Source organism: Enterococcus massiliensis (assembly GCF_001050095.1).
Lineage (GTDB): Bacteria > Bacillota > Bacilli > Lactobacillales > Enterococcaceae > Enterococcus_C > Enterococcus_C songbeiensis.
Window position 1 is genome coordinate 383,406 of record NZ_CVRN01000006.1, and the last position, 22,487, is coordinate 405,892.

Below are 22,487 nucleotides of genomic sequence, written 5' to 3' on the forward strand. Positions count from 1 at the left end.
GAGGACTTAATTATCGGATAGGTCTTTGTGTCTCTAACCGAATCAACCGACAAATAGGTGATTTAAAGGAGACGAAGATGGAAGTTCGTATTAAAAAGCTGTCAACAGCTGAAGAAATTAAACAGTTCTGGAAGAAGAAACGGGAGTATGAGCGGAAAGATGTTTTTTCAAATTTAGAAGAATCTGGAGAAGAACTTCAGAAAATTATCAACTGGTTTAACTCACAAAAATATTATGACATCATCATGGAGTTATCTAATGAAGCAAAAGGTGGTGGCGATCCATTGCAATTTGTTTTTTTCTATGATGAAAAACAAAACTATTTAGGATTTACGATGTACAAAATTTACATACAGGAAGATGGAAAAGCGTTTATTCTTGATTACTGTATTGCCCCATCATTTCGAAATAAAGGCATTGGAAAATTAGTTTTTAAAAAACTGGAAGAACTGTTACATTTGGAAGGCGGCAAGTATGTTGCGTTAAATGCCAGCAATAAAAATAATCGTCGTTTTTGGCAACAAAATGGATTTGAAGCGACTGTACTGGATGAAAATGACGAAGTAGTTTACGTGAAACGAGCGATAGGATAAGTTGGAAACGAACCCTAGATAAGACTGGGTTCATTTTTTGTATAAATTTTTTTGAGAATTTGCATTTCAATATTTTTTACAATAGAATAAGATTCTACGAATGGTTCTAATTCGTTAGCTGTCATGTCTAGACATGTGGATTGAAATACTCTTACAAAAAACCAGTCAGATTGATTGTCTTTTTTTTACGGAAACGGTACCCTTGAAGTGAGGAGGGATCACGATGAAAAAGAGTTGGATTGGTTTAGCATTACTTATTGTCTTAGCAGGTTGCAGTGGTCAAAAAACAGAGGAATCAAGTTCAGAAACAGCAGTATCTACAACAAATTCAGCGAATGCAAGCACGTCTTCAATTCGTAGTACAAGTACAGAATCATCGACAGAGACAACGAAAGAATCTGAACCGGTGTCTTCCACCACCAACAGTGAGGCACAAGCAGATGCCAGTAAGGAATTGATGGCACAATTTCCCCAAACAAATTTTCCTTCTGACATTTCTTACGACGGTCAAGCGCTAAATATTGCTAGTGATGGCAACAATCAAAAAATTTCTGTCCTTTATTATAGTATGGATCAGCCATTGATTTTAAATCATCGTCAATTAAATCAAGAAACACCTTTTGCCAGCTATCGCAAAGAAATTTTTAAAACTTCGCAAATGGCAAAAGAAGCCGTCAATGCGATTTATGATACTGGGGGACAAAAGATAGACTTGGGATATGGTATCACCGGTTATAAACAAGGCGCGGCAGGTTCTACCTATCTAAATTGGCGGGAGGGAAATTGGGCGCTTGTTGTGCGAGCAAGCAATGTAGAAGGACAATCTCCCGATGCTACAGCAAAAAAAATTGTGACCTATCTGGAAAAAGCTTTTTTACCAGCACCTAAAGAAACCGGTCAAATCTCGGTCGATCAAAGCGCACAAGGTTATCAAGCAAATCAAGTTATCTGGCAGGAAGACACGATCGTTTATACAGTAACCCATGAGGATGCTTTGTCTGCATTAGCCATGGCCGTTTCGATGGAAAAATAAGCAAAAGCTTTTTGCAGCTTTCCTATTTTATGGATAAGGGGCAGAAAGCTTTTTTGGTAGAGACAAAAACAACGCATTTCTGGAATCCGGTAGAATTCGCTAAGTAAGCATGCTAAAATAAGCAAGAAACTAAACAAAAGTGAGGACATAGTGTGACTGAATATTTAAATGTAGGAAAAATCGTCAATACTCAGGGAATTCGTGGAGAAGTTCGAGTGATTTCTCAAACGGATTTTCCAGAAGAACGGTATCAAAAAGGTGCTAAACTGACGCTTTTTCGGGAAAATCAACAACCACTGATTTTAACGATAGCGAGTCATCGAAAGCATAAAAATTTTGATTTATTATCCTTTGAAGGCTATCCAACGATCAATGAAGTGGAGAAATTTCGTGATGGGATATTAAAGGTTGCAATGGATCAGCTTTCTGATTTAGAAGAAGATGCCTATTATTACTACGAAATCATTGGATTGAATGTTGTCGATGAAGACGGAAAGTCTCTTGGTAAAATCAAAGAAATTCTTTCTCCTGGCGCCAATGATGTTTGGGTCGTTCAACGCAAAGGGAAAAAAGATGCGCTGATTCCTTATATCGAATCGGTGGTCAAAACTATTGATTTAGAAAAAGGTATTGTCACCGTTGATCTACCAGAAGGGCTGTTGGACGATGAGAATTGATGTACTGACTTTATTTCCACGAATGTTTGAAGGGCCGATGGGAGAATCTATCATCGGAAAGGCCCGAGACAAAAATTTATTAGAGATCAATATTGAAAATTTCCGTGAGTATTCCGATAACAAACATCAAACGGTTGATGACTATCCTTATGGTGGTGGCGCAGGAATGCTGCTGAAGGTTCAACCAATTTATGATAATCTAAAAGCCATCGAAGCCGCGACGGACACACAAAAAAGAATTATTTTGCTTGACCCGGCAGGAAAACCTTTTGATCAAAAAATGGCAGAAGAATTTTCGCAAGAAGAGCATTTGATTTTTATTTGTGGGCATTATGAAGGGTATGATGAACGGATTCGCAGTCTGGTGACGGATGAAGTTTCTCTTGGGGATTATGTTTTGACTGGTGGTGAATTAGGCGCAATGGTGATGATTGATGCGACTGTTCGTTTGCTGCCTGAGGTACTGGGCAATCAGACATCTGCACAAACGGATTCTTATTCAACAGGACTATTGGAGCATCCCCAATATACTCGACCAGCAGAATTTGCTGGAATGACCGTTCCAGAAGTATTAACAAACGGCAATCATCGACTGATCGAGGAATGGCAATTGAAAGAATCTCTGCGGCGTACCTACCTACGACGTCCAGATCTTTTAGAAAATTATCCCCTGACGGATGAGATGAAAAAAATGTTGGCGGCAATCCAAAAAGAAGAAACTGAAAAGGAAATCTGATTGACAAGAAATTTAACTTTACAGTTATGGTTTGGATGTGTTAGTATATTTTGGTGAGTGTACTGCTCATCTATTACAATATTCCGCTGGGACTGGGTCTTAAGAATATTTGGGAATAAGGAGAATGATAAAGATGAATCCATTGATTCAAGAACTAACACAAGAACAATTGCGTACAGACATTCCAGCTTTTCGCCCAGGGGACACCGTTCGTGTTCACGCAAAAGTTGTCGAAGGTACGCGGGAACGTATCCAGTTATTTGAAGGTGTTGTTATCAAACGCCGCGGTGCAGGTATCAGCGAAACTTACACTGTCCGTAAAGTTTCTAACGGTGTCGGTGTAGAACGTACTTTCCCTGTACACACACCACGTGTTGCTCAAATCGAAGTTGTTCGTTATGGTAAAGTTCGTCGTGCGAAACTTTATTACTTACGTGCATTACACGGAAAAGCAGCTCGTATCAAAGAAATTAGAAGATAATAACGGAAAAAATCCTAAAATCTCTAAAATCTGTGAAAAGTCCTTGTATATCAAGGGCTTTTTCTTTTTTCTCTATCACAGTTTTAAGCCTGAATTGGCTGTTTTGGACCTTTTTTTACTCATATTCCCCTAGAATGTCCTAGATTGTCCGATATTGACTAACAGTGTCGTCAAAATAGGGCAAAATTTAGTAGTCAGTCTGACGACAAATTTAATACGAAAAATACCAAAACATTTACAGAATTTATCATATTTTTAACCCCTTAAGATAAAAAGGTACCAGTTTTCAAAAAAAGGCAAAACATATACTTTGGTGATAAAAAGGGTTCTGTTGCAAAGTTTTAAATCTACTATCAAATAAGGTAGAATAATAGAAAAAGATAGCAGGAGGAATGACGATGAATCATTTTAAAGGAAAGCAATTTCAGCAGGATGTGATTATTGTAGCCGTGGGCTACTATCTTCGTTATAACCTTAGCTATCGTGAAGTTCAAGAAATCTTATATGATCGTGGCATTAACGTTTCTCATACGACGATTTATCATTGGGTGCAAGAATATGGCAAACTACTCTATCAAATTTGGAAAAAGAAAAATAAAAAATCCTTTTATTCATGGAAAATGGATGAAACGTACATCAAAATTAAAGGAAAATGGCATTATTTGTATCGAGCCATCGATGCAGATGGTTTAACCTTGGATATTTGGTTACGTAAAAAACGGGACACACAAGCAGCCTATGCTTTTCTTAAGCGGTTAGTGAAGCAGTTTGATGAACCGAAGGTTGTAGTCACAGATAAAGCCCCCTCTATTACAAGTGCCTTTAAGAAACTAAAAGAATACGGCTTTTATCAAGGGACAGAACATCGTACCATTAAATACCTGAATAATTTGATTGAACAAGACCATCGTCCAGTAAAGAGACGCAATAAATTCTATCGAAGTTTACGCACTGCCTCTACCACGATTAAAGGCATGGAAGCCATTCGAGGATTATATAAGAAAACCCGAAAAGAAGGCACTCTCTTCGAGTTTTCGGTCTGTACTGAAATCAAGGTATTATTGGGAATCCCAGCTTAAATCATAGATACCGTAAGGGATTTTATTCTTTATTTAAAACTTTGCAACAGAACCCGAGCAAGTCAGTGACCTGCAAATGCTGTTGACCGAATCAGATTTTGTGGTGGTCTTGCTCCCTTTAAGTCAAGAGACCAAAGGCATGCTGAATCGACAAACGATTCAGCAGATGAAAAAAAATGCAGTGCTGATGAATTTTGGTCGCGGGGAAATCGTGGAAGAAGCAGCCGTCTTAGAAGCATTAGCCAAAAATCAGCTCAAACAATACATCACTGATTTTCCTAGTGCGGGCTTGATCGGACAACCGAAAGTGTTGTGTTATCCGCATATCGGCGGCAGTACTACCAATGCCTTGGAAAAGGGGGACCACGTAGTTTTTGATCGCATGCATGCCTATTTACGCGCTGGGACGATTCAAGAATCGGTCAATTTCCCCCATGCAGAGTTGCCTTTTTTGGCACCGTATCGCTTGGCGCTGTTTTATCACGACAAGCCTGGTGCTTTTGCCCCATTATTGCGGATCATTTCTGAAGCAGGCGTGGATATCGATAATTTGGCGAGTGAGAGAAAAGCCGGAGTTGCCTATACTTTGATTGATCTTGATGAGACAAATGAAACACTGCTGCAAGATCTACAGCAGCAGATACAGCAAGAAACAGCGATCATTCGTGCCCGCTTGATCAAAAATTCGCGAACCAGTGAATAGTTGCCACCAACAATGTTTCTTGTTATGATGAAAAAAAAGTAAAGGAAGTTCATCATGACGAATAAGTTTCAAGATAAAAAGAAGGTCGCTTTGCCTCGTTATCAGCAGATTGCCGTAGCGATCGCGGAACGAATCGTTGAAAATCGCTACCAAGTTGGGCAAAAGATCCATGCACGCTCAACGTTAGCCAGCAATTTCAATGTCTCTCCTGAAACAGCCCGCAAAGCGATCAATGTATTAGTTGATTTAGAAATCATGGACGTCCGTCATGGCAGCGGCGCCTATATTGCTTCAAAGGAAAAAGCACAGGCCTTTGTGGAACAATACCAAGATGTGCAGTCGATCCAAGAAATTAGACAAGATATTTTAGACAGTGTGGAGCGGCAGCAGCAAGAGCTGGATAATTTTTCTGACTTGTTGAACACGCTAGTGCAGCAAACCAAAAAGGTACACCACATGAGTCCGTTTGTGCCCTTTGAGCTTCAGCTGACGGAACAGGCGCAGCATTTGGAAAAAAGTATCAACGAATTGAATGTTTGGCAGGCAACAGGGGCGACGATCATCGCGATCCAAACAACCGAAGGATTGTTGTTGTCACCGGGACCTTATGCGAAATTCAGTGCAGGCAATACGATTTATTTTGTCGGGAATGAATTGGCGTTGCAGCGCATGACCAATTTCTTCTATCCAACGGACCATTCAGCGTAATTCTTTTTCCTGATTCCCATGCTTTTTTTGCAAAAGAAAAAGCATTGGGAAATTTTTTTGACAAAGTGACCACATCTTGTTAAGATAGTATGGTCACTTTGGTGAAATTTTTCAGAAAAAGGAGTATTAATCATTTGAGTAAAGTTAAAGTGGAACACTTAACCAAAATCTTCGGTAAGAAAAAGCAGCAAGCTCTTGCCATGGTCAAAGAACAACGCAGCAAAAACGAGATTTTAGAAAAAACGGGTGCCACCGTTGGGGTCTATGATGTGAACTTTGAAGTCAACGAAGGCGAGATTTTCGTCATCATGGGCCTTTCAGGAAGCGGGAAGTCAACATTGATTCGACTATTGAATCGATTGATCGAGCCGTCTGGCGGAGATATTTACATAGATGGCGTGGATGTTGCCAAAATGAGTAAAGAGGAACTACGAGAAGTTCGCCGTCACAAAATCAACATGGTTTTCCAAAGCTTTGGCCTTTTCCCTCATCGGACAATTTTAGAGAACACAGAATACGGACTAGAAGTCCGTGGGGTCTCGAAAGAAGAACGAACAGCGAAAGCGGAAAAAGCGTTAGAAAACTCAGGATTGCTTTCTTTTAAAGACCAATACCCTGACCAGCTGTCTGGAGGGATGCAACAGCGTGTGGGACTTGCCCGTGCGTTAGCCAATGATCCAGAGATCCTCTTGATGGATGAGGCCTTTTCAGCATTAGATCCGCTGATTCGCCGTGAAATGCAAGATGAACTTTTAGAATTGCAAGCCAATGTTCAAAAAACGATTATCTTTATCACCCATGATTTGAACGAGGCCTTGCGGATCGGTGACCGGATCGCTTTAATGAAAGATGGTCAGATCATGCAGATCGGTACAGGGGAAGATATTTTGACGAATCCTGCCAATCAATACGTGCGTGATTTCGTGGAAGATGTCGATCGTTCCAAAGTCTTGACTGCGCAAAACATCATGGTCCCAGCATTGACGACGAACATCGAGATTGATGGACCAAGCGTAGCATTGAACCGGATGCGGAAAGAAGAAGTCAGCATGCTGTTAGCCGTCGACAAACGTCGTCACCTAAAAGGAAGCCTGACAGCCGAGTCTGCTCGTGAGGCACGGAAAAACAATCTGACCTTGAAGGAAGTTATTGATAAAAATGTTAAAAAGATCGATAAAGATATGCTGGTAACGGATATCTTCAATTTGATCTATGATTCGCCTACACCTTTAGCCGTGGTAGAAAACGATCGTTTGATCGGAGTCGTGATCCGCGGAAGTGTGATTGAAGCATTGGCTGAGACTGATTCAGCCGCTCAAGCAGAGGAAGGGGTAGTGACAAATGGATAATTTCTTACAACATACGATTCCGGTGGCTGATTGGGTCGAAAACTTTACTGATTGGCTAACAGGAACTTTCAGTGGATTGTTTTCAGCCTTACAGTCTTTCGGACAATTTATTATGGACGCTATTACAAATGTATTACTGTTTGTACCACCGTTATTAATGATCGTCTTATTGACGGCTGCTGCCTTTTTCGTTTCACGCAAAAAATTCGGCTTGCCAGCTTTTACTTTTGTCGGGTTGCTGTTCATCTATAACCAAGGGTTATGGACAGACTTGATGAACACCGTGACGTTGGTCTTGTTGTCGAGTTTGGTTTCGATCATCATTGGGATTCCACTAGGGATCTTAATGGCGAAAAGCGAAAAAGCGCAAAGTATCGTGACGCCGATCTTAGACTTTATGCAAACGATGCCTGGTTTCGTTTATTTGATTCCTGCGGTTGCTTTCTTTGGGATCGGGATGGTTCCTGGGGTCTTCGCCTCAGTGATCTTTGCTCTACCACCAACCGTTCGGATGACGAACTTAGGGATTCGCCAAATTTCTCGTGAATTGGTGGAAGCCTCTGATTCTTTCGGTGGGACTGGCTGGCAAAAACTGATCAAATTAGAATTGCCACTAGCCAAAAGCACTATTTTGGCTGGGGTCAACCAAACCACGATGCTGGCATTATCAATGGTCGTGATCGCGTCAATGATCGGTGCTCCTGGGTTAGGGCGCGGCGTCTTGTCCGCCTTGCAACGAGCACAAGTCGGTAACGGATTTGTCAGTGGGGTATCCTTAGTTATTTTGGCGATCATCATGGATCGCTTTACCCAGAATTTGAATCGTTCGGCACATCAAAAAGCAGCCAGCAAGACAAGTCGCAAACAAAAACGTCTTTTTGGCGGGATTGCTGCAGCGGCAGTCGTTGCTTTGATTGGAGCATCGTTTGCCTTTGGAAATGTTTCTGACAGCAAAGGCACGGTGAACTTGGCGTATGTCGAATGGGATACGGAAGTTGCATCTACCCATGTGGTGGCAGAAGTTTTGTCGCAAATGGGCTACGAAGTCAATACGACGCCTTTGGATAATGCCATCATGTGGGAATCGGTGGCAAAAGGGGAAGTTGACGGGATGGTTGCTGCTTGGCTGCCATCTACGCATCAATCCCAGTATGAACAGTACCAAGACCAAGTTGAAAACTTAGGTCCTAACTTAGAGGGGGCAAAACTGGGGATCGTTGTACCAAGTTATATGGATGTAGATTCCATCGCAGACCTTTCTGACGAAGCTGGAAAAACCATCACTGGTATCGAACCAGGCGCTGGTGTCGTAAATGCAGCGGAAAATACGGTTGCAACTTATGACAACCTTTCCGATTGGAATGTCGCTACCTCTTCTTCAGGAGCGATGACAGTGGCATTAGGCCAAGCCATCAAGAACCAAGATGAGATCGTTATTACTGGCTGGTCTCCACATTGGATGTTTGCGAAATATGATCTGAAATATCTGGATGATCCAGAAGGAACAATGGGTGAAGCAGAAAGCATCAACACTGTTGTACGCCAAGGATTAGCAGATGACATGCCAGAAGTCTACGAAGTACTTGATCGTTTCAACTGGACACAAGAAGACATGGAAGAAGTCATGTTAGCAATCAATGACGGAACGTCAGCCGAAGATGCAGCCAAAGATTGGGTAGCCAATCACCCAGAAGAAGTTGCTGCTTGGACGAACTAACTTCTTTCAAATAAATGTATAAAATCTTCAATCGATTTTAATGTTGAGAAAGCACGCATCCACCTTCGGATGTGTGCTTTTTTTGATCGTTTATTTGCTGCTCAAACTTCAGGTATGAAGAAAATGAGTGAACAATGACCGATGATTTTTGACAAGAAATAGCAAAGAATGGCTAGTCAATGGAGTCGCTCGTGTAAGAAAATAGAAAAGCAAGTGTTTCAAAATCTTATAAAAGTTCGTTCATCAACTTATACAAATTCACGGGGACTTCTATAAAATGAGAGAGAAGGAAGTCGAGTGCATAGAGAAGGAATTAGGAGGGATTGGATGACGGCTTATTTATTTTGTCATTTCACTGGCGAGCAAAAAAATGGTGAACAAGTATACTTTAGTGTGAGCAAGGATGGGTTGACTTTTACGGATTTAAATCAAGGACATCCCGTTTTGAAAAGTGATCTTGGGGAAAAAGGAGTTAGGGATCCTTTTCTGGTTAAGGGGAAGGACACGTATTATCTCATTGCGACAGATTTGCGTATTGAAAAGGGACTTGGCTGGGCACAGGCTCAAACCAATGGTAGCCGCCAGATGGTTATCTGGTCATCAACGGATCTTGTGTATTGGACAAAACCATGGACCGCAACGATCGCTCCAGAAGATGCCGGGAATTTGTGGGCGCCAGAGGCAATTTATGACGCAGAAAAAGAGACATTTTTTGTCTATTTTGCTGCAAATGTCAGTGGAAAACATAAGATTTATTCTGTTTCTACCAAGGATTTTCAGACGTTTACTGAGCCAGTGCTATTTATTGAAAAAACGATGGATGTGATCGATACAACGATTGTTTTTAGTCAGGGGTATTATTATCGTTTTACAAAAAACGAAGAAAATAGTCGCATTTTTTTAGATCGCAGTCAACAGCTGACAGGAGACTATCAGGAAGTAGCTTCTGAATATCTCGCTCAATTAGAAGGGGTTGAAGGACCGCAATTGTACCAATTACCTGATGGCAAATGGGCGCTGATCGTAGATCACTTTAAAAAAGGCACCGGATATGGGATCGCAGTAAGTGATGATCTCGCAACAGGCGTTTTCGAACCTGTTTCTGCCTTTGACTTCGGTCAATCTATCAAGCGCCATGGTGGAGTGATCACGATCACAGATGATGAGTATCAACGATTACTGACCTATTATCAACAGAAAAACCCGGTTTTAGATGGTCTTTATGCAGACCCTGATTTGGTGTCATTTAACGGGAAATTTTACTTATATCCAACATCAGATGGTTTTACCGATTGGTCTGGGACAAGCTTTTCGGTATTTGAATCGGAAGATCTTACTCAGTGGACAAATAAAGGAACGATCCTTGATCTAGCATCCTCGCAAGTGAAATGGACGATCGGTGGTGCGTGGGCACCTTGTACAGCAGAAAAAGAAGGAACGTTTTATTTTTACTTTACTGGAAAAATGGCGGATGGACGCTCAGGAATCGGTGTCGCTTATGCGGATCATCCAACAGGTCCCTTTATTGCAGATGAGAAGCCGCTTTTGAGTCCTGACCTTATCGATGACTATGGGTTAAACATGAGTCAAGTCATTGATCCATCTGTTTACGTAGAAGCTAGAAAGTACTATCTGTTGTTTGGCAATTCTGCGGGAGGAACGGCTGCGATCGTAGCGTTGGGAGATGACATGCGAACAGTCAAACTTGATACGCTAGCAGAATATCAAGGGCTGGAAGATTTTCGAGAAGCCATTACCGTTTTGAAAAAAGATGATTTGTATCATTTTACTTGGTCAGGAGAAGATACCCGCAGCGAAGACTATCATGTGAATTATGGTACCTCCTCTTCATTGTATGGACCGATTCACTATCATTATCCTGTCTTACAAAAAAATGTTGAAAAAGGCATTTTAGGAACCGGTCATCACAGTATTTTAGAGCATTCTGATAGGTATTATATTGCTTATCACAGCTTTGCTGTTCCACTTAGTAAGTATCCAGAAGAAGCCCGCGGATTTCATCGACAGGTTCGCATTTCCCCATTAGATTTTGACGAAGCAGGCTATATGAAGCAAGTAATCGTATAAGAAAAAGGGTGCAGCGATGCATCCTTTTTTGTCTGCAAATTCAGTTAGTTTCTTTTACGAACGTTAGAAGGAGCAAGATGATAATGCTTTTTAAATAGTTTACTAAAATAAAAAGGATCATGATAACCTACTTTTTCTGCGATTTCTTTGATGGTCAAATTGGTATGAAGCAACAGCTCATAGGCGTGTTTGAGCCGAATCTCGATCAAATATTTAATCGGACTACGACCAGTGATTTTCCGAAAGACTTTTGAAAGTTGGGCAGGACTAATATAAAGCATGTCTGCTAGCATTTCCAATGTGATGTCTTCTTGGTGATGATTCTCCAAATAATAAATCGTATGGTTCACTAGCGTTTGTTTTTGTTTATCTTTTTCAGAGATCACTGCCAGGCAATTGTTTGGATCGGAGGGCGTCAAACTTCTTAAAATCAAAGCTAGCATTTCGAGAATGATTCCTTTGCCCATCAAATCGTGATGAAGGTTATGGCTATTGAACTCCTGGGTCAGCTGCCAAGCTTTTTTGAAAAACGCTTCTTGATAAATTCCCAAGTCTAGTAGGGGATTTTCATTTGGAAAGGTATTAAAAGGAAGTCCTTCGATCAAAATATTGGAAAGGCCGTTATGAAGTTCATGGGATTCCATCTCAGCCGGATGGATTTCGGTATGAGGAAGACCAGGGTTAAAAAGGAGGGCATCTCCAGTAAATAACCTTGTGCGGGTCTCATTAAATTCGTAATCAACGGTTCCTTCTAATACGATGCTGATCTCAATGAAATCATGATGGTGGTAGTCTCGAAGATTTTTCTTTTTATTCCAAAAGTCAACGACATAAATAATTTCAGGATTAAATATATTCGAATGGATGTGGTACATAGTTCCCTCCTATTACCTACGAAAAGGTAGGCGCTTTTTTTCTTCATATCATATAATACATGAAAATGAATCGGATAGAGTATGTTCTTCATTAAATGTTTTAGTAAAATTAAGTGAAAGAAAGCGATTTCTTTACTTGAGTATTGGTAAAAGGGAGGTTAGGGATTAAATGGAAAAACGTTTTTTGAATGAATGGCGATTCTCAAAACAAGAAGAAAAAGAAGCATGGAAAAAAGATTTTGATGATTCTACTTGGGAAAAGGTAACGATTCCTCATGATTGGGGTGTCTCTTATCCCTTTGAAAAACACTTTTCAAGCGGAACAGGGTATCTACCCGGAGGGATAGGTTGGTATCGAACCAAACAGTCGCTGCAAGAGTTGGGTGACCTTACGAATAAAGTCGTAAAAATTCATTTTGAAGGTGTTTATAAAAACGCTCGGGTTTGGATCAATGGCTATCATATGGGGATGAGACCTTCAGGATATGCTTCATTTTATTATGATTTGACAGAGATTTTAACTTACAATTCGGATGATAGCTTGCTTAAGTACAGTGCCGACAAAACGCTTTCGATCGCTCAAAAACTCTATGAAAAAAAGGTGCTTTCTTATCCAAGAAGCGATACCAATTATATTGGTAGCCCCGAATTTGACTACCTGAAAAGCAACCTCAGTCGGTATCTCGAACTAGCAGGAGTGGGCATTTCCGAACCGCAGCTAAACGAAAATAAACGGTATGTAGATGGAAGCAAAGTACAAGAACACTATGCGATTATTCCAACGAAGACATTGCCGAAGCTCAGTGATGTAACGAAAGACGAAAAAAACATTTATCTTCTGGTCTTGTATCGTACCCTCGCAATTTTTGAAAAGCCGTATATCTATGACGAAACCACCATTGATACAGCGATCAATCAGGTTCTGTTCCAATCAAAAGGGAAGACAGAAAAAGAGCGTGGATGGAAACGACTATATAAACAGGAAGAAAAAGACAAGGACGACCCACTTTTACCAGAAGTAACCGTCAATGATTCAGTGGCTTTCGCCCTTGAAACAAAGGAAGGGAAAACCCAACCACCCAATTACTATACAGAGGGCACACTGCTAACCGCCATGAAACATGTCGGACGGGCAATGAACGATAAAGACAGCAAAGACATTCTTAAAGAAACCGAAGGGATTGGAACCGAGGCCACTAGAGCCAGTATCATTGAAACCTTGAAGAAACAGGACTACATCACGATCAGTAAGAGTAAAATCTATGTGACAGAAAAAGGCGAATTGTTGTGCCGCATAATTGCAGAGGACGAAATCGCCAATGCCGGCATGACTGCCCAATGGGAACGCTATTTGAAAAAGATCCGAAGCCAACAAGGCACACAAGAAGCTTTTTTAGGCAGTATCGAGCGGTTTGTGCAGCACCTCATTGAAAAAGTGCCACAAAACTTCCAAGACAAAAAAGAAAACATTGCAGATGTAGCCGGTCATATGGAACAAGAAAATGTGATGGGTACGTGTCCGAAATGTCAAAACAGCGTAGTAGACAAAGGAAAATTTTATGGCTGTTCGGGCTACAAAGACGGTTGCAAATTTACGCTTCCTAAAAGATGGAGCCAAAAAGCACTCACAAAGAAAAATGTCCAAGATTTATTAAGCAAAAGAGAAACGAGTTTAATCAAAGTGTTCAAAAGTAAAAAAGGAAGCAATTTCTCGGCAAAGTTAACACTGAATGACGAAATGAAATTAGCTTTTGAATTTCCAAAAAAATAAAAACACAAGATCTAGACCTTGCCCCTTTTGGAAAAAAGAGGCAAGCCCCCAAAATCGTCTCAGTCACCCAGTTGTAATAGCCTAAAACTGAATAACACTTAAATAAGTCAAGGAACGGGTAAGTATTTTTTGGCAGACCACCCAAAAATCTCCACCCTCACAGTCCTTGACTTCTTTATTTTTGGCTGTGGGCTGTCATCGCCGACAGTCAAACCAGTTGTAAAAAATATTTGCTATCTTGCCTGTCGCTAAAATAGTGTACCGCCAAAAAACGCTTGAAAGGAATTTTTCTTTTGCTCGCTTGTTGCTTTGTAAGAATAAGTAGCTATTCTGCAAATAACCCTAATATTTCGTATTTCTCTAAAAAACCAGTGTTTGAGAGGGAAGTTCTACGCTCATTTCAGATTGATCTATGGGTAACTATCCATGAAAATGCCTGTAAACCGCTCTTTTTTCAGTTTTTTTAAAGAGAGAGAAAATAAAAATAAAATACCAACTTTTTACGTATATTAATAACGAAGGACTTAAATATAGGATGATCAAAGGAGGCGTTCTTATGTATGAAGACGAATGGAGAGAATACTATGCAACCAAAAATGAGAGCATACATATTACGAGAAACAAACTCATTTTCCAATGCAATGAAGGAATCGCTCTGTCTACTCATAAAACGGAAATTGAAAGAATCATGCATGCATTGGCACTTAAACTCTTATTACTGGAGTTAAATTCATATGATTTTTAATCTGCAAAAAAGTTTATAGCACCGTCGCTTATACCAGAAAATATAACAAACGCCGCATTGTTTTTTTGTGCACTTTAATAATCTATTCAACTAAGGAATTAAGCTGGCTGTCAAGAAAGTAATATCGTATTGAATCTCAGGTGGAAATTTTCTGCGGTATCTTTTTTGACTGAAATGACATTAGTGTCTTTTGGGGATTGTGTATGTAAGTATTTTTTAAAATCATTTTAACAAGTTTTGGACAAAAATTCTCATGAAAAAACAGAATTTAAATAGCATGATAAATTAGAGAAGATAGTTTAATGTGCTTATAGGAACACCCCACTTTTACAGTCACAATCAATAACCTTGCTACTTTCTTTCGAAATTGATAAGAGTCTAAAGGATTGACAACGCTTGATAGTGAGCATAAACTTAATGTACGCTAGTTATTTTATAAGTGCAAACTAAAAAAGTATGATGTGTCGTCTCTGAAATTCTCCCTGATTCAAGTCATAACCAGAGTACATATCGGTTATTTTTTGATTCCATATTTTTTCCTTTATGTGCTGAGGATTAAGGGGTACCAATTGTAATTGCGCGTTATATGGTCTTTGTTTAGAATCGCTCTCCAAAAAGCTAATTTTTTTGCATAGAATTTTAGATGTGGTACCATTAATTAGAATTATTATAAATAAAAAGTAGGTATCATTGTTTCAGTACAAAGACTAGGAGGAATGGAAGATGGAAATAGACTACAAGGATCATGGGAAGAAGCCGTATATCATTAATATTGAAGACGCCACCACAGGAAATGATAATTACCGGACGACCATTTGGACAGGCAGTAAACTGCAAGTCACCGTAATGTCCATTTAACCGGGCGATGACATCGGTTTGGAAGTGCACGAAGGCATTGACCAATTTATCCGTATTGAAGAAGGAGAAGGCGTGTGTAAAATGGGGCCTTCTAAAGATAACTTACATGTTCAACAAAAAGTGATGGATGATGACGCCGTATTTGTTCCGGCGGACATGTGGCACAACATCGAAAACACCGGTGATAAGCCGCTCAGACTGTATACCATTTATGCTGGTCCAGATCACCTTGAAGGAACGGTTCACCCTACTCATGAAGACGCCAAAAACGATCCAAACGAACACTGAGGTACACTAGGATGAAACAAAAGCCCTGCACCCGTATGGATGGTCCACTGGTGCAGGGCTTTTTTATAAAGGAGAGAAGTGGTATGAGTGATTCATTGTTTCAATTAGAGAAGGTTGGTTTTCAGGCAAACGGAAACCAAATCCTTCAAGATATCTCTTTTACAGTAAACAAAGGGGAAGTGATTGTTTTTTCTGGTCCTTCTGGAAGTGGAAAAAGTACCCTTTTGAAATTAATTGGTACGCTGCTTTCCCCAACTTCCGGAAAAATTTATTATCGAGGTACGGATCTGCAAAAAATCGATCCTGTGGAGTATAGAAAAGAAGTCTCTTATTTCTTTCAAAACGCTTCTCTATTCGATGAGACAGTTCAAGAGAACTTGTCTTTTCCTGCCCGCATAAGAGAAGAAGGATTTGATCGGGAACGTGCAAAAAAATTGTTAGAACGAGTTCAAATACCTGAAACTTACTTATCGAAAGAGGTCAAGGAACTATCAGGAGGGGAAAAACAACGGGTTGCATTGGTCCGAAATTTGATGTATCAACCGAAAGTGTTGCTCCTGGATGAAGTTACCAGTTCATTGGACCAAGAAAACAGAGCGATTGTCCTTGATTTAGTCCGAGACATGATGAAAGACCAACAAACTACGGTGTTGGCCGTCACTCACAACCAGGAAGAAATCGACCAAGCTTCTCGTCTGATTACTATCAAAGGTGGAAAAATGGAGGAATCGAAATGACAAACAATTTGGAAATCAGTAATCTTTCTTTGCTTTTATCCTCTGTCCTCTTGATAGTTGCCTTGTTGATTGATTACAAAGAGAAATTGGGATTAGGAAACGACATTTTTATTGCGGGAATTCGCGCTGTCGTTCAATTATTCCTTATTGGATATGTATTGAGCTACGTATTACGAGTGGATAACAACTTTCTCACTTTAGCGATGGTTTTGTTCATTGTGTTCAACGCTTCTTATAACGCCCATACACGCAGTGAGGGGATCAACCGCTCTTTTAAAATTTCAACGACGGCTATTGGAGTAGGAACAGCCTTGTCCTTACTCATTCTTGTTTTTTCAGGAGTCATTGACTGGACCCCTTCCCAAATCGTTCCAATTACAGGCATGATTGCCAGCAACGCCATGACTGCGATTGGAGTGACCTATCGGTCTTTGAATTCAAAATTTACGGACCAACGCCAACAGGTATTGGAAAAATTGGCATTGGGAGCCAATAAAAAACAAGCGTCCATGAGTATTGTAAGAGAAAGCGTCAAAACGGGCATGGCTCCTTCTATTGACCGAACAAAAACGGTTGGACTTGTCAGCCTACCAGGTATGATGTCAGGGTTGATTTTTGCGGGAATTGATCCTGTTCAAGCGATTCGTTACCAAATTGTTGTGATGTTTATGTTGATTTCAGTTACTGCGATTTCTTCATTTATTGCTAGTTATATGGCTTACCGTGAGTTTTATAACAATCGCAGTCAATTAATTATATGATTTGGGATGATACACTACTCTTAAAACCAGTGGTTACAATTTTATGTAGTTAAAAGAAGACCTCACGAGAATAATTGCAAAAAGAACATCATTTTTTAAGGAAGAAGGATATTTTTGTCATCGAATCTTTGGAACGACTAGGGCGAAACGAAACTATCTATTGGATTGCTTTAGTTGCTTTGTTTTTGCCAGTCTTATTACCAGCTGGTCAAAAAGTATTTATCTTATTACTTTTGGTAATTAATGGTGGATACAGTTGGTTCCTTTCACTGTCGAATAAGAGGAGACGTGATGCATTACTCGGGTCACCAGCTTTTAGTGAACCATTTCCTACATTTCAAATTCAAGATGGTTTCGTTGTTTATCAGTTAAAAGGCAAAGCCGGGAAATTCACTCTTTCAAAAATCACACTTGTGAATGAACGAGCTGCCAATGTTTTTTCAATGAAACTGGGGAATATTTATTTTTATGGTATTGATTTCCCCACGAAACTTTCGTGGGGAGATTCTAGATGGAAAATCACACATGAAAAGGGACATCTATTTCATAATAAAAAAATTATTCTGATTAATTGCTTATTGATAATCGTTTACTGTGTATTTTTTCAATTTATTTTGACACTATTTTAAACGGAGAGGTGAACATGAAAAAGGTTTTATTAGGTCTGTTGGCGTTATGCTTTTTAGGTGGCTGTTCCACCAAGGAAGAGCCCAAGGAGGTGACCTATGACTGGACGCCACCTTTTGAAGAGGTTCATTGGAGTATGGGGGGAGATGAGGTCCTGGAAAAATTGGATTTGTATGAGGTGGATGCCCAGCGTAAGCAAAATAATGACAAACAGACGGTGTTGTCTTTTGCTACTGCTATGGATACAGAAGCCGGCATGGCATCTCCAGATTTTATCTTTGAACCGGGCTTTGGCTTGGTTGGAGTGACGCTGCATTATCTCCCGACGGAGGAGGAAGCTGTGAAGACTTTGGCGATGTTAGAAGATAACTATGGGAAAAGTGATGATGGTAAGTGGTCGGGGACGAAGCTTGAAGACTTGGGACTTTCGGAAAGACAGATCACAGCTTTCAATAAAGAAGACGAGGGAATCCGCGAGGATGATTCGATTGTTACCATTCTATTAAATCAAAATCACCTAACGGGTAGTTACCAAGAATGTGTATTTGAAGGAAAAGCAGCGGCAATACTTGAACACATATTACAGAAAAATTAGCTAGATAATCTTCTCAATCTACTTATTGTTGCCAATTAAATTTAATGATTTATCATGAGCGTTTTTGTGAGGCGTATAGACAAATTTGTCTGTGCGCTTTTTTTTTGGAAAAAATTTTAGTTTTTTCGAAAAATGCTCGCTCCCAGATTGTAGTAATAATGGAAAGGGATAGAAGTAAAACGAGTTGAATGAATTTTTAGGAGGAGAATTTTATGGGCGACTCAGAAGAAACCCACATTCGACATGTGTTTGACAGTTTTTGTAAGAAAGTAGTCCGCAATGAGGCATTAAACATTCAAAAGAAATACGCTAGATTTCGTCAACGTCAGATCTCAATGGAAATATTGGAACAAAGAGGATTGGGTACAGAGTTCTATTATTCAGAACCAAATTTGAATAGTAGTGGAAGTTTTACTGTCCTAGGTATGAAAATCTTTATTTCTAATGGGGAGTTGGCAAATGCAATTACTGCATTACCTAGTCTAAGACAAGAAATCATTTTGATGTCCTTCTTCATTGGACTCAATGATCGCGAAATTGGCGATATTATTGGGAAAAGTCTTGGCAGTGTTTGGTACCAACGACAAGTGGCCTTGGAAGAGTTAGGAAAGTATTTGGGTGGCAACTATGAAGTAAAATAAGCGATATATACCGTTTATACCAGTAACTACTATTGAAGCCGCAGTCTCTGGTGATTCAATCGCCATGTCCATCATTCTGTCAAAATATCAAAATTATATTTCACGATTAGCCATGAAACCTATCTATGAAGAAGAAAAAGGAGTGGTTATGTACGTAGATGAATATATGCGTAGACAACTGGAAACGAAATTGATTGAGAAGATACTTGAATTTGACACAACTCGTTAAAGTATTTTTTCCCTTTCCTTTTCATTCTATGGAAGTTTTTTATAAGTTTAAAATAAAGGATTTCCATAGGCTGAAAATAGCCTAACGCTCTTTGACAAGTGAATAGTAAATCTATCAGTACAAATAGATTACGATTTTCTAGTTACGCCATGACAAAGTTATTCTTTGAGCGACAAATTTAAATATGAGAATCGCGGCTACGATAATGATACTTCCGTAACCAAATTGGCCCGCCATTACTGGGGGGAGGTGAAATTCCTATGTGCTTTGGTAAAGCAGCTGATAGATCAGAAAAACTACTACTTCCATATTTCGATTTTGGTCGGCATATTTTTCATGCCAAATTCTGTGATTTTAATAGCATCGGCAAGATTTAATTTTTCTACAGCTCTTTCTCCACTTTTAAGTTTTTTTACTGTACTCAAATTGATTCCTGTTCCGGATGCTATCGCATTAGCCGTAGATTTTTCAAGAATTTCTTTAATTATTCTTATGTCTGCGATTCCTTGTTTCATATTAAAAATTCCTCTTTTCTAGTCCGTTTTAATGGGGTACTGGAGTGGTTTTTTACAATTTCAAGGGGGTACCGTGGTGGTCGTTTTGAATTTGATAGAGAAGGGTGATGGAGTTGGAAGTTAAAACAAATGTTAATTCTTTGGAAATAGAGTTCTATTCAATTTTACAAAAAAAACTGGAAGATTACACGGAAAAATTGCTTGCAGTTAGTCATTTACCTCTGGTTTTAACAAACGCTGATTTAAAGCGACTGTTTCAGATAAGTGATAGTACACTGAACCGTTTAGTAAAACTTGGTGAGTTTCCTCCCTGTTGGTATGGGATTCGGGGACACTATTTTCGTGATGATGTTTTAGAATGGATGAGAAAGAGTGATTCAGATGACTATTGTGAACAGCTTCGTATATTGCGTTCCTTATAATATTTCATTTCTTCTATACTTGCGGTACAATAAGTATATAGAGAATAAGAGATTTTATATTTTTCCGCTTAAGGGGTTCTTCTCTCAAGGGAGGAATCTGTAAATGGAAAAAAAAGATCGTTTCAAGAAGCAAATCAGTTCCACAGGTAGAATCACATGGTATTTCCAAGCGTACCGGACAACAAGACGTGGCTTTAAGTCAAAACGTGAGGCACAACTCGCTTATCTTGAAATGGAGAAACAACAAAGGCTTAAGAAAAAAATTGTTGCAAGCAATGACAAGTTTAGTGCTGTAGGTGAGCAATGGTTCCAATATTACCGTTCGTTAAATGAGCAAAAGGAAACAACCTATGATAAGCGAGAAGAACAATTAAGAATTATTGTTCGATGGATTGGTGATAAAAAGTTATCTGATTTATCACCTGACTGCCTTCAAGAACTACTTTTTACCTTAAAGGAATGTGGCGTTAATGGAACAAATGTTGGCTATGCCAAAAATAGTTTACAATCACTTATTCAAGTTCTGAATATGGTTTTCAAATACTGCCAAAGAAAGAATTTGATAAGTGAAAACCCAATGAAGTCTGTGAGAATGCCAAAATATCAGTTAACGGTAACTGATTTAAAAGAAGCCGTGAATAATATTGAGGACAAGTTTCTTACTGTCGATGAATTGAGAACTTTTTTGAATTATGGCATTGTTCATGAGGAGTTACCAATGTCTGTACTATTCCATGTTCTATTTTACACTGGTTGCCGTGTCAGCGAGGCTCTTGCCCTACAACCTGAAGATATGGATTTCAAAAGAAATGAAATTCTATTCTATAAGCAAACAGCAGTCAAAGGTAAAAGCAAGGACTTTCGAATTGAAACTACTAAGACAGTTAGTTCTGCTAGACGAGTTCTAGTAACTCCTCTAGTTATGGAAAAGCTACAACAGTTGATTAAGGCTTTGGATGAGATGAGGCAACATTACAGGTTTACTATAGAAGAAACATATTTGTTTGTGTATCTTGATTCTAGTAAGCGTGGTGTTCCCTATCGTCGAGAGTATGTAAATGATCACGTTAAACGGTGCGTGAATCGTTCAGGAATTAATAAGCCATTTCATACTCATTTAGCTCGTCATACAATGGCAAGCTTAGTAGCAGAACACTGTAGCTGGGAAGTCTTGAAAGATCGCTTAGGCCATACTGACCAAACAACTTCGAAAATTTATCGCCACTTAACGTCAAATGAAAAGGTAAAACCTCTGATTGCTTTTAGTTCTTTAGAGAGTTAAAAAAACGGTGAAAGCACTGGTATTACAGGATTCTTGAAAAACGATTTTTTAACAAAGTAGTCAATATGTAGTCAGAAGTAATAAAAATCCTTTTATATCAATACTTTAACGACTTTTCACAAGTATCAAAGAAATCCGTCGTTAATTGTCCGTTATTGGATAACGCGAAGTCCTTGAGAAATCAAGGGATTTTTTTCTATAGAATAAGGAGTGAAAAGAATGAAGCTAACCATTCGTAAACGGCGAGTAGGAAATATTCCTTTGTTGGAAGTCGTGGAAGAAAATGCGATTTACGAACCTTTACCGCTATTGGTTTATTACCATGGATGGCAAACGGCGAAAGAATTGGTTCTTACACAGGGACGAAAGCTGGCGCGGGCTGGTTTTCGGGTGATTTTGCCAGATGCCGCCAATCATGGGGAGCGCAAAGCGCAAGTATCAGAGATTCCTTCTTTGACCTTTTGGAATAGTATCCAAACAAATTTATTTGAATTTGGGTATTTGGTAGATTATTTTGAAAATCTTGGACTGTCAAATGGCGAACTGTATGTTGGGGGCGTTTCAATGGGTGGGATGACCACCTGTGCATTGTTGACGCAACATCCAACCATCAAGGCGGCTGCCTGTGTAATGGGCTCTCCTGCGCCGGTAACTTATCGGCAAAGAATCACCATGCATGCGACAGCTGCCGGTTTTTATTTGCCAAAGGATTATCAAACATTGCTTTCTTGGATTGAAGCCTATGATCTTTCCCTCCATCCTGAAACGTTGGGGGAGCGTCCTTTATTCTTTTGGCATGGGACAACAGATCAAAAAATTCCCATTGAGCAGGTAACAAATTTCGTGGACCACCATCCTGAAAAGCTGATTACCTTCATACAAGAGGAAGAAGGACATTTGGTAAAAGTTGCAACGATGGAACAGGTAACAACCTTTTTTGTTAATGCTCGGAATCTAGCGAAATAAGAAAGATTTTT

General features: G+C 39.6%; 24 protein-coding genes and 1 pseudogene. 23 read left to right on the forward strand and 2 right to left on the reverse strand.

The genetic code is table 11. From position 1 onward, the window contains the following. Positions 1 to 77 precede the first annotated feature (77 nt). From BN1875_RS06605 to BN1875_RS06655, 11 genes are all read left to right on the forward strand, one after another. Positions 78 to 593, forward strand: a complete 516-nt coding sequence (locus BN1875_RS06605) for a GNAT family N-acetyltransferase (RefSeq protein WP_048604060.1) — start codon at positions 78 to 80, stop codon at positions 591 to 593. 223 nt (positions 594 to 816) lie between these two features. Beyond that, positions 817 to 1,626, forward strand: a complete 810-nt coding sequence (locus BN1875_RS06610; RefSeq protein WP_048604061.1) for a hypothetical protein — start codon at positions 817 to 819, stop codon at positions 1,624 to 1,626. A gap of 152 nt (positions 1,627 to 1,778) precedes the next feature. Then, a complete protein-coding gene (rimM, locus tag BN1875_RS06615) occupies positions 1,779 to 2,303 on the forward strand; it encodes a ribosome maturation factor RimM (RefSeq protein WP_048604062.1) in 525 nt (174 codons plus the stop codon). Beyond that, a complete protein-coding gene (gene trmD / locus BN1875_RS06620) occupies positions 2,293 to 3,039 on the forward strand; it encodes a tRNA (guanosine(37)-N1)-methyltransferase TrmD (RefSeq protein ID WP_048604063.1) in 747 nt (248 codons plus the stop codon). The genes rimM and trmD overlap by 11 nt, the downstream gene beginning before the upstream one ends. A gap of 133 nt (positions 3,040 to 3,172) precedes the next feature. Next, positions 3,173 to 3,520 (forward strand): 50S ribosomal protein L19, encoded by a 348-nt coding sequence (rplS, locus tag BN1875_RS06625; RefSeq protein ID WP_048604064.1) that lies wholly within the window; start codon positions 3,173 to 3,175, stop codon positions 3,518 to 3,520. Between the two features lie 398 nt (positions 3,521 to 3,918). Continuing rightward, positions 3,919 to 4,599: an IS6-like element IS1216 family transposase gene (locus BN1875_RS06630; protein WP_048604065.1), complete on the forward strand. Its 681-nt coding sequence runs from the start codon at positions 3,919 to 3,921 to the stop codon at positions 4,597 to 4,599. A 70-nt stretch (positions 4,600 to 4,669) separates the two neighbouring features. Further along, positions 4,670 to 5,302 carry an NAD(P)-dependent oxidoreductase gene (locus BN1875_RS06635; protein ID WP_261795776.1) on the forward strand — a complete coding sequence of 211 codons (633 nt, stop codon included), beginning with the start codon at positions 4,670 to 4,672 and terminating at the stop codon, positions 5,300 to 5,302. Between the two features lie 54 nt (positions 5,303 to 5,356). Continuing rightward, complete coding sequence (locus tag BN1875_RS06640) at positions 5,357 to 6,010, forward strand: GntR family transcriptional regulator (RefSeq protein ID WP_048604066.1); 654 nt, start codon at positions 5,357 to 5,359, stop codon at positions 6,008 to 6,010. Positions 6,011 to 6,144: 134 nt separating this feature from the next. Then, the gene (locus BN1875_RS06645; RefSeq protein ID WP_005228609.1) at positions 6,145 to 7,359 is read left to right on the forward strand and encodes a quaternary amine ABC transporter ATP-binding protein; all 1,215 of its coding nucleotides are present in this window, start codon (positions 6,145 to 6,147) and stop codon (positions 7,357 to 7,359) included. Further along, entirely contained in the window at positions 7,352 to 9,076 is a 1,725-nt protein-coding gene (locus BN1875_RS06650; protein ID WP_005228611.1) for an ABC transporter permease/substrate binding protein, read from the forward strand. Before BN1875_RS06645 ends, BN1875_RS06650 begins: the two co-directional genes overlap by 8 nt. Before the next feature lie 327 nt (positions 9,077 to 9,403). Then, positions 9,404 to 11,164 carry a glycoside hydrolase family 43 protein gene (locus tag BN1875_RS06655; protein ID WP_048604067.1) on the forward strand — a complete coding sequence of 587 codons (1,761 nt, stop codon included), beginning with the start codon at positions 9,404 to 9,406 and terminating at the stop codon, positions 11,162 to 11,164. Between the two features lie 44 nt (positions 11,165 to 11,208). On the opposite strand, the gene BN1875_RS06660 is transcribed toward BN1875_RS06655, so the two are convergent. Next, positions 11,209 to 12,039: an AraC family transcriptional regulator gene (locus BN1875_RS06660; protein WP_048604068.1), complete on the reverse strand. Its 831-nt coding sequence runs from the start codon at positions 12,037 to 12,039 to the stop codon at positions 11,209 to 11,211. A gap of 169 nt (positions 12,040 to 12,208) precedes the next feature. Between BN1875_RS06660 and BN1875_RS06665 the strand changes: the two genes are divergently transcribed. The 9 genes and pseudogenes from BN1875_RS06665 (at position 12,209) to BN1875_RS06705 (ending at position 19,291) form a co-directional block, all read left to right on the forward strand. After that, on the forward strand, positions 12,209 to 13,810 hold the full coding sequence (locus BN1875_RS06665) for a type IA DNA topoisomerase (protein ID WP_082147254.1): 1,602 nt from the start codon (positions 12,209 to 12,211) through the stop codon (positions 13,808 to 13,810). A 556-nt stretch (positions 13,811 to 14,366) separates the two neighbouring features. Next, on the forward strand, positions 14,367 to 14,555 hold the full coding sequence (locus tag BN1875_RS06670; RefSeq protein ID WP_002311028.1) for a hypothetical protein: 189 nt from the start codon (positions 14,367 to 14,369) through the stop codon (positions 14,553 to 14,555). 723 nt (positions 14,556 to 15,278) lie between these two features. Next, positions 15,279 to 15,701 (forward strand): annotated as a pseudogene (locus BN1875_RS06675) (cupin domain-containing protein). Between the two features lie 83 nt (positions 15,702 to 15,784). Further along, positions 15,785 to 16,438, forward strand: coding sequence for an ABC transporter ATP-binding protein (locus BN1875_RS06680; protein ID WP_002307505.1), 654 nt, complete (start codon positions 15,785 to 15,787; stop codon positions 16,436 to 16,438). Then, positions 16,435 to 17,199 carry an ABC transporter permease gene (locus BN1875_RS06685; protein WP_002311027.1) on the forward strand — a complete coding sequence of 255 codons (765 nt, stop codon included), beginning with the start codon at positions 16,435 to 16,437 and terminating at the stop codon, positions 17,197 to 17,199. Before BN1875_RS06680 ends, BN1875_RS06685 begins: the two co-directional genes overlap by 4 nt. 74 nt (positions 17,200 to 17,273) lie before the next feature. Then, the gene (locus BN1875_RS13820; protein ID WP_048604069.1) at positions 17,274 to 17,828 is read left to right on the forward strand and encodes a hypothetical protein; all 555 of its coding nucleotides are present in this window, start codon (positions 17,274 to 17,276) and stop codon (positions 17,826 to 17,828) included. 14 nt (positions 17,829 to 17,842) lie between these two features. After that, on the forward strand, positions 17,843 to 18,421 hold the full coding sequence (locus tag BN1875_RS06695; RefSeq protein WP_048604070.1) for a hypothetical protein: 579 nt from the start codon (positions 17,843 to 17,845) through the stop codon (positions 18,419 to 18,421). Between the two features lie 212 nt (positions 18,422 to 18,633). Next, a complete protein-coding gene (locus tag BN1875_RS06700) occupies positions 18,634 to 19,062 on the forward strand; it encodes an RNA polymerase sigma factor (RefSeq protein WP_048604071.1) in 429 nt (142 codons plus the stop codon). A gap of 7 nt (positions 19,063 to 19,069) precedes the next feature. Beyond that, the gene (locus BN1875_RS06705; RefSeq protein ID WP_048604072.1) at positions 19,070 to 19,291 is read left to right on the forward strand and encodes a helix-turn-helix domain-containing protein; all 222 of its coding nucleotides are present in this window, start codon (positions 19,070 to 19,072) and stop codon (positions 19,289 to 19,291) included. Between the two features lie 299 nt (positions 19,292 to 19,590). On the opposite strand, the gene BN1875_RS06710 is transcribed toward BN1875_RS06705, so the two are convergent. Continuing rightward, positions 19,591 to 19,806, reverse strand: coding sequence for a hypothetical protein (locus tag BN1875_RS06710; RefSeq protein WP_048604073.1), 216 nt, complete (start codon positions 19,804 to 19,806; stop codon positions 19,591 to 19,593). A gap of 107 nt (positions 19,807 to 19,913) precedes the next feature. Here BN1875_RS06710 and BN1875_RS06715 point away from each other — a divergent pair, with 107 nt between their 5' ends. The 3 genes from BN1875_RS06715 (at position 19,914) to BN1875_RS06725 (ending at position 22,476) form a co-directional block, all read left to right on the forward strand. Beyond that, entirely contained in the window at positions 19,914 to 20,228 is a 315-nt protein-coding gene (locus tag BN1875_RS06715) for a helix-turn-helix domain-containing protein (RefSeq protein WP_048604074.1), read from the forward strand. Positions 20,229 to 20,331: 103 nt separating this feature from the next. Beyond that, positions 20,332 to 21,510 carry a site-specific integrase gene (locus BN1875_RS06720; RefSeq protein ID WP_048604075.1) on the forward strand — a complete coding sequence of 393 codons (1,179 nt, stop codon included), beginning with the start codon at positions 20,332 to 20,334 and terminating at the stop codon, positions 21,508 to 21,510. Positions 21,511 to 21,729: 219 nt separating this feature from the next. Then, entirely contained in the window at positions 21,730 to 22,476 is a 747-nt protein-coding gene (locus tag BN1875_RS06725) for an alpha/beta fold hydrolase (RefSeq protein WP_048604076.1), read from the forward strand. Positions 22,477 to 22,487 lie beyond the last annotated feature (11 nt).

Excerpts from the sequence above, each read along its gene's own strand:
- BN1875_RS06605 (WP_048604060.1), top strand. The coding sequence starts at position 78 with ATGGAAGTTCGTATTAAAAAGCTGTCAACAGCTGAAGAAATTAAACAG.
- BN1875_RS06610 (WP_048604061.1), top strand. The coding sequence starts at position 817 with ATGAAAAAGAGTTGGATTGGTTTAGCATTACTTATTGTCTTAGCAGGT.
- trmD (WP_048604063.1), top strand. The coding sequence starts at position 2,293 with ATGAGAATTGATGTACTGACTTTATTTCCACGAATGTTTGAAGGGCCG.
- rplS (WP_048604064.1), top strand. The coding sequence starts at position 3,173 with ATGAATCCATTGATTCAAGAACTAACACAAGAACAATTGCGTACAGAC.
- BN1875_RS06630 (WP_048604065.1), top strand. The coding sequence starts at position 3,919 with ATGAATCATTTTAAAGGAAAGCAATTTCAGCAGGATGTGATTATTGTA.
- BN1875_RS06640 (WP_048604066.1), top strand. The coding sequence starts at position 5,357 with ATGACGAATAAGTTTCAAGATAAAAAGAAGGTCGCTTTGCCTCGTTAT.
- BN1875_RS06650 (WP_005228611.1), top strand. The coding sequence starts at position 7,352 with ATGGATAATTTCTTACAACATACGATTCCGGTGGCTGATTGGGTCGAA.
- BN1875_RS06655 (WP_048604067.1), top strand. The coding sequence starts at position 9,404 with ATGACGGCTTATTTATTTTGTCATTTCACTGGCGAGCAAAAAAATGGT.
- BN1875_RS06660 (WP_048604068.1), bottom strand. The coding sequence starts at position 12,039 with ATGTACCACATCCATTCGAATATATTTAATCCTGAAATTATTTATGTC.
- BN1875_RS06665 (WP_082147254.1), top strand. The coding sequence starts at position 12,209 with ATGGAAAAACGTTTTTTGAATGAATGGCGATTCTCAAAACAAGAAGAA.
- BN1875_RS06670 (WP_002311028.1), top strand. The coding sequence starts at position 14,367 with ATGTATGAAGACGAATGGAGAGAATACTATGCAACCAAAAATGAGAGC.
- BN1875_RS06680 (WP_002307505.1), top strand. The coding sequence starts at position 15,785 with ATGAGTGATTCATTGTTTCAATTAGAGAAGGTTGGTTTTCAGGCAAAC.
- BN1875_RS06685 (WP_002311027.1), top strand. The coding sequence starts at position 16,435 with ATGACAAACAATTTGGAAATCAGTAATCTTTCTTTGCTTTTATCCTCT.
- BN1875_RS06695 (WP_048604070.1), top strand. The coding sequence starts at position 17,843 with ATGAAAAAGGTTTTATTAGGTCTGTTGGCGTTATGCTTTTTAGGTGGC.
- BN1875_RS06700 (WP_048604071.1), top strand. The coding sequence starts at position 18,634 with ATGGGCGACTCAGAAGAAACCCACATTCGACATGTGTTTGACAGTTTT.
- BN1875_RS06710 (WP_048604073.1), bottom strand. The coding sequence starts at position 19,806 with ATGAAACAAGGAATCGCAGACATAAGAATAATTAAAGAAATTCTTGAA.
- BN1875_RS06715 (WP_048604074.1), top strand. The coding sequence starts at position 19,914 with ATGGAGTTGGAAGTTAAAACAAATGTTAATTCTTTGGAAATAGAGTTC.
- BN1875_RS06720 (WP_048604075.1), top strand. The coding sequence starts at position 20,332 with ATGGAAAAAAAAGATCGTTTCAAGAAGCAAATCAGTTCCACAGGTAGA.
- BN1875_RS06725 (WP_048604076.1), top strand. The coding sequence starts at position 21,730 with ATGAAGCTAACCATTCGTAAACGGCGAGTAGGAAATATTCCTTTGTTG.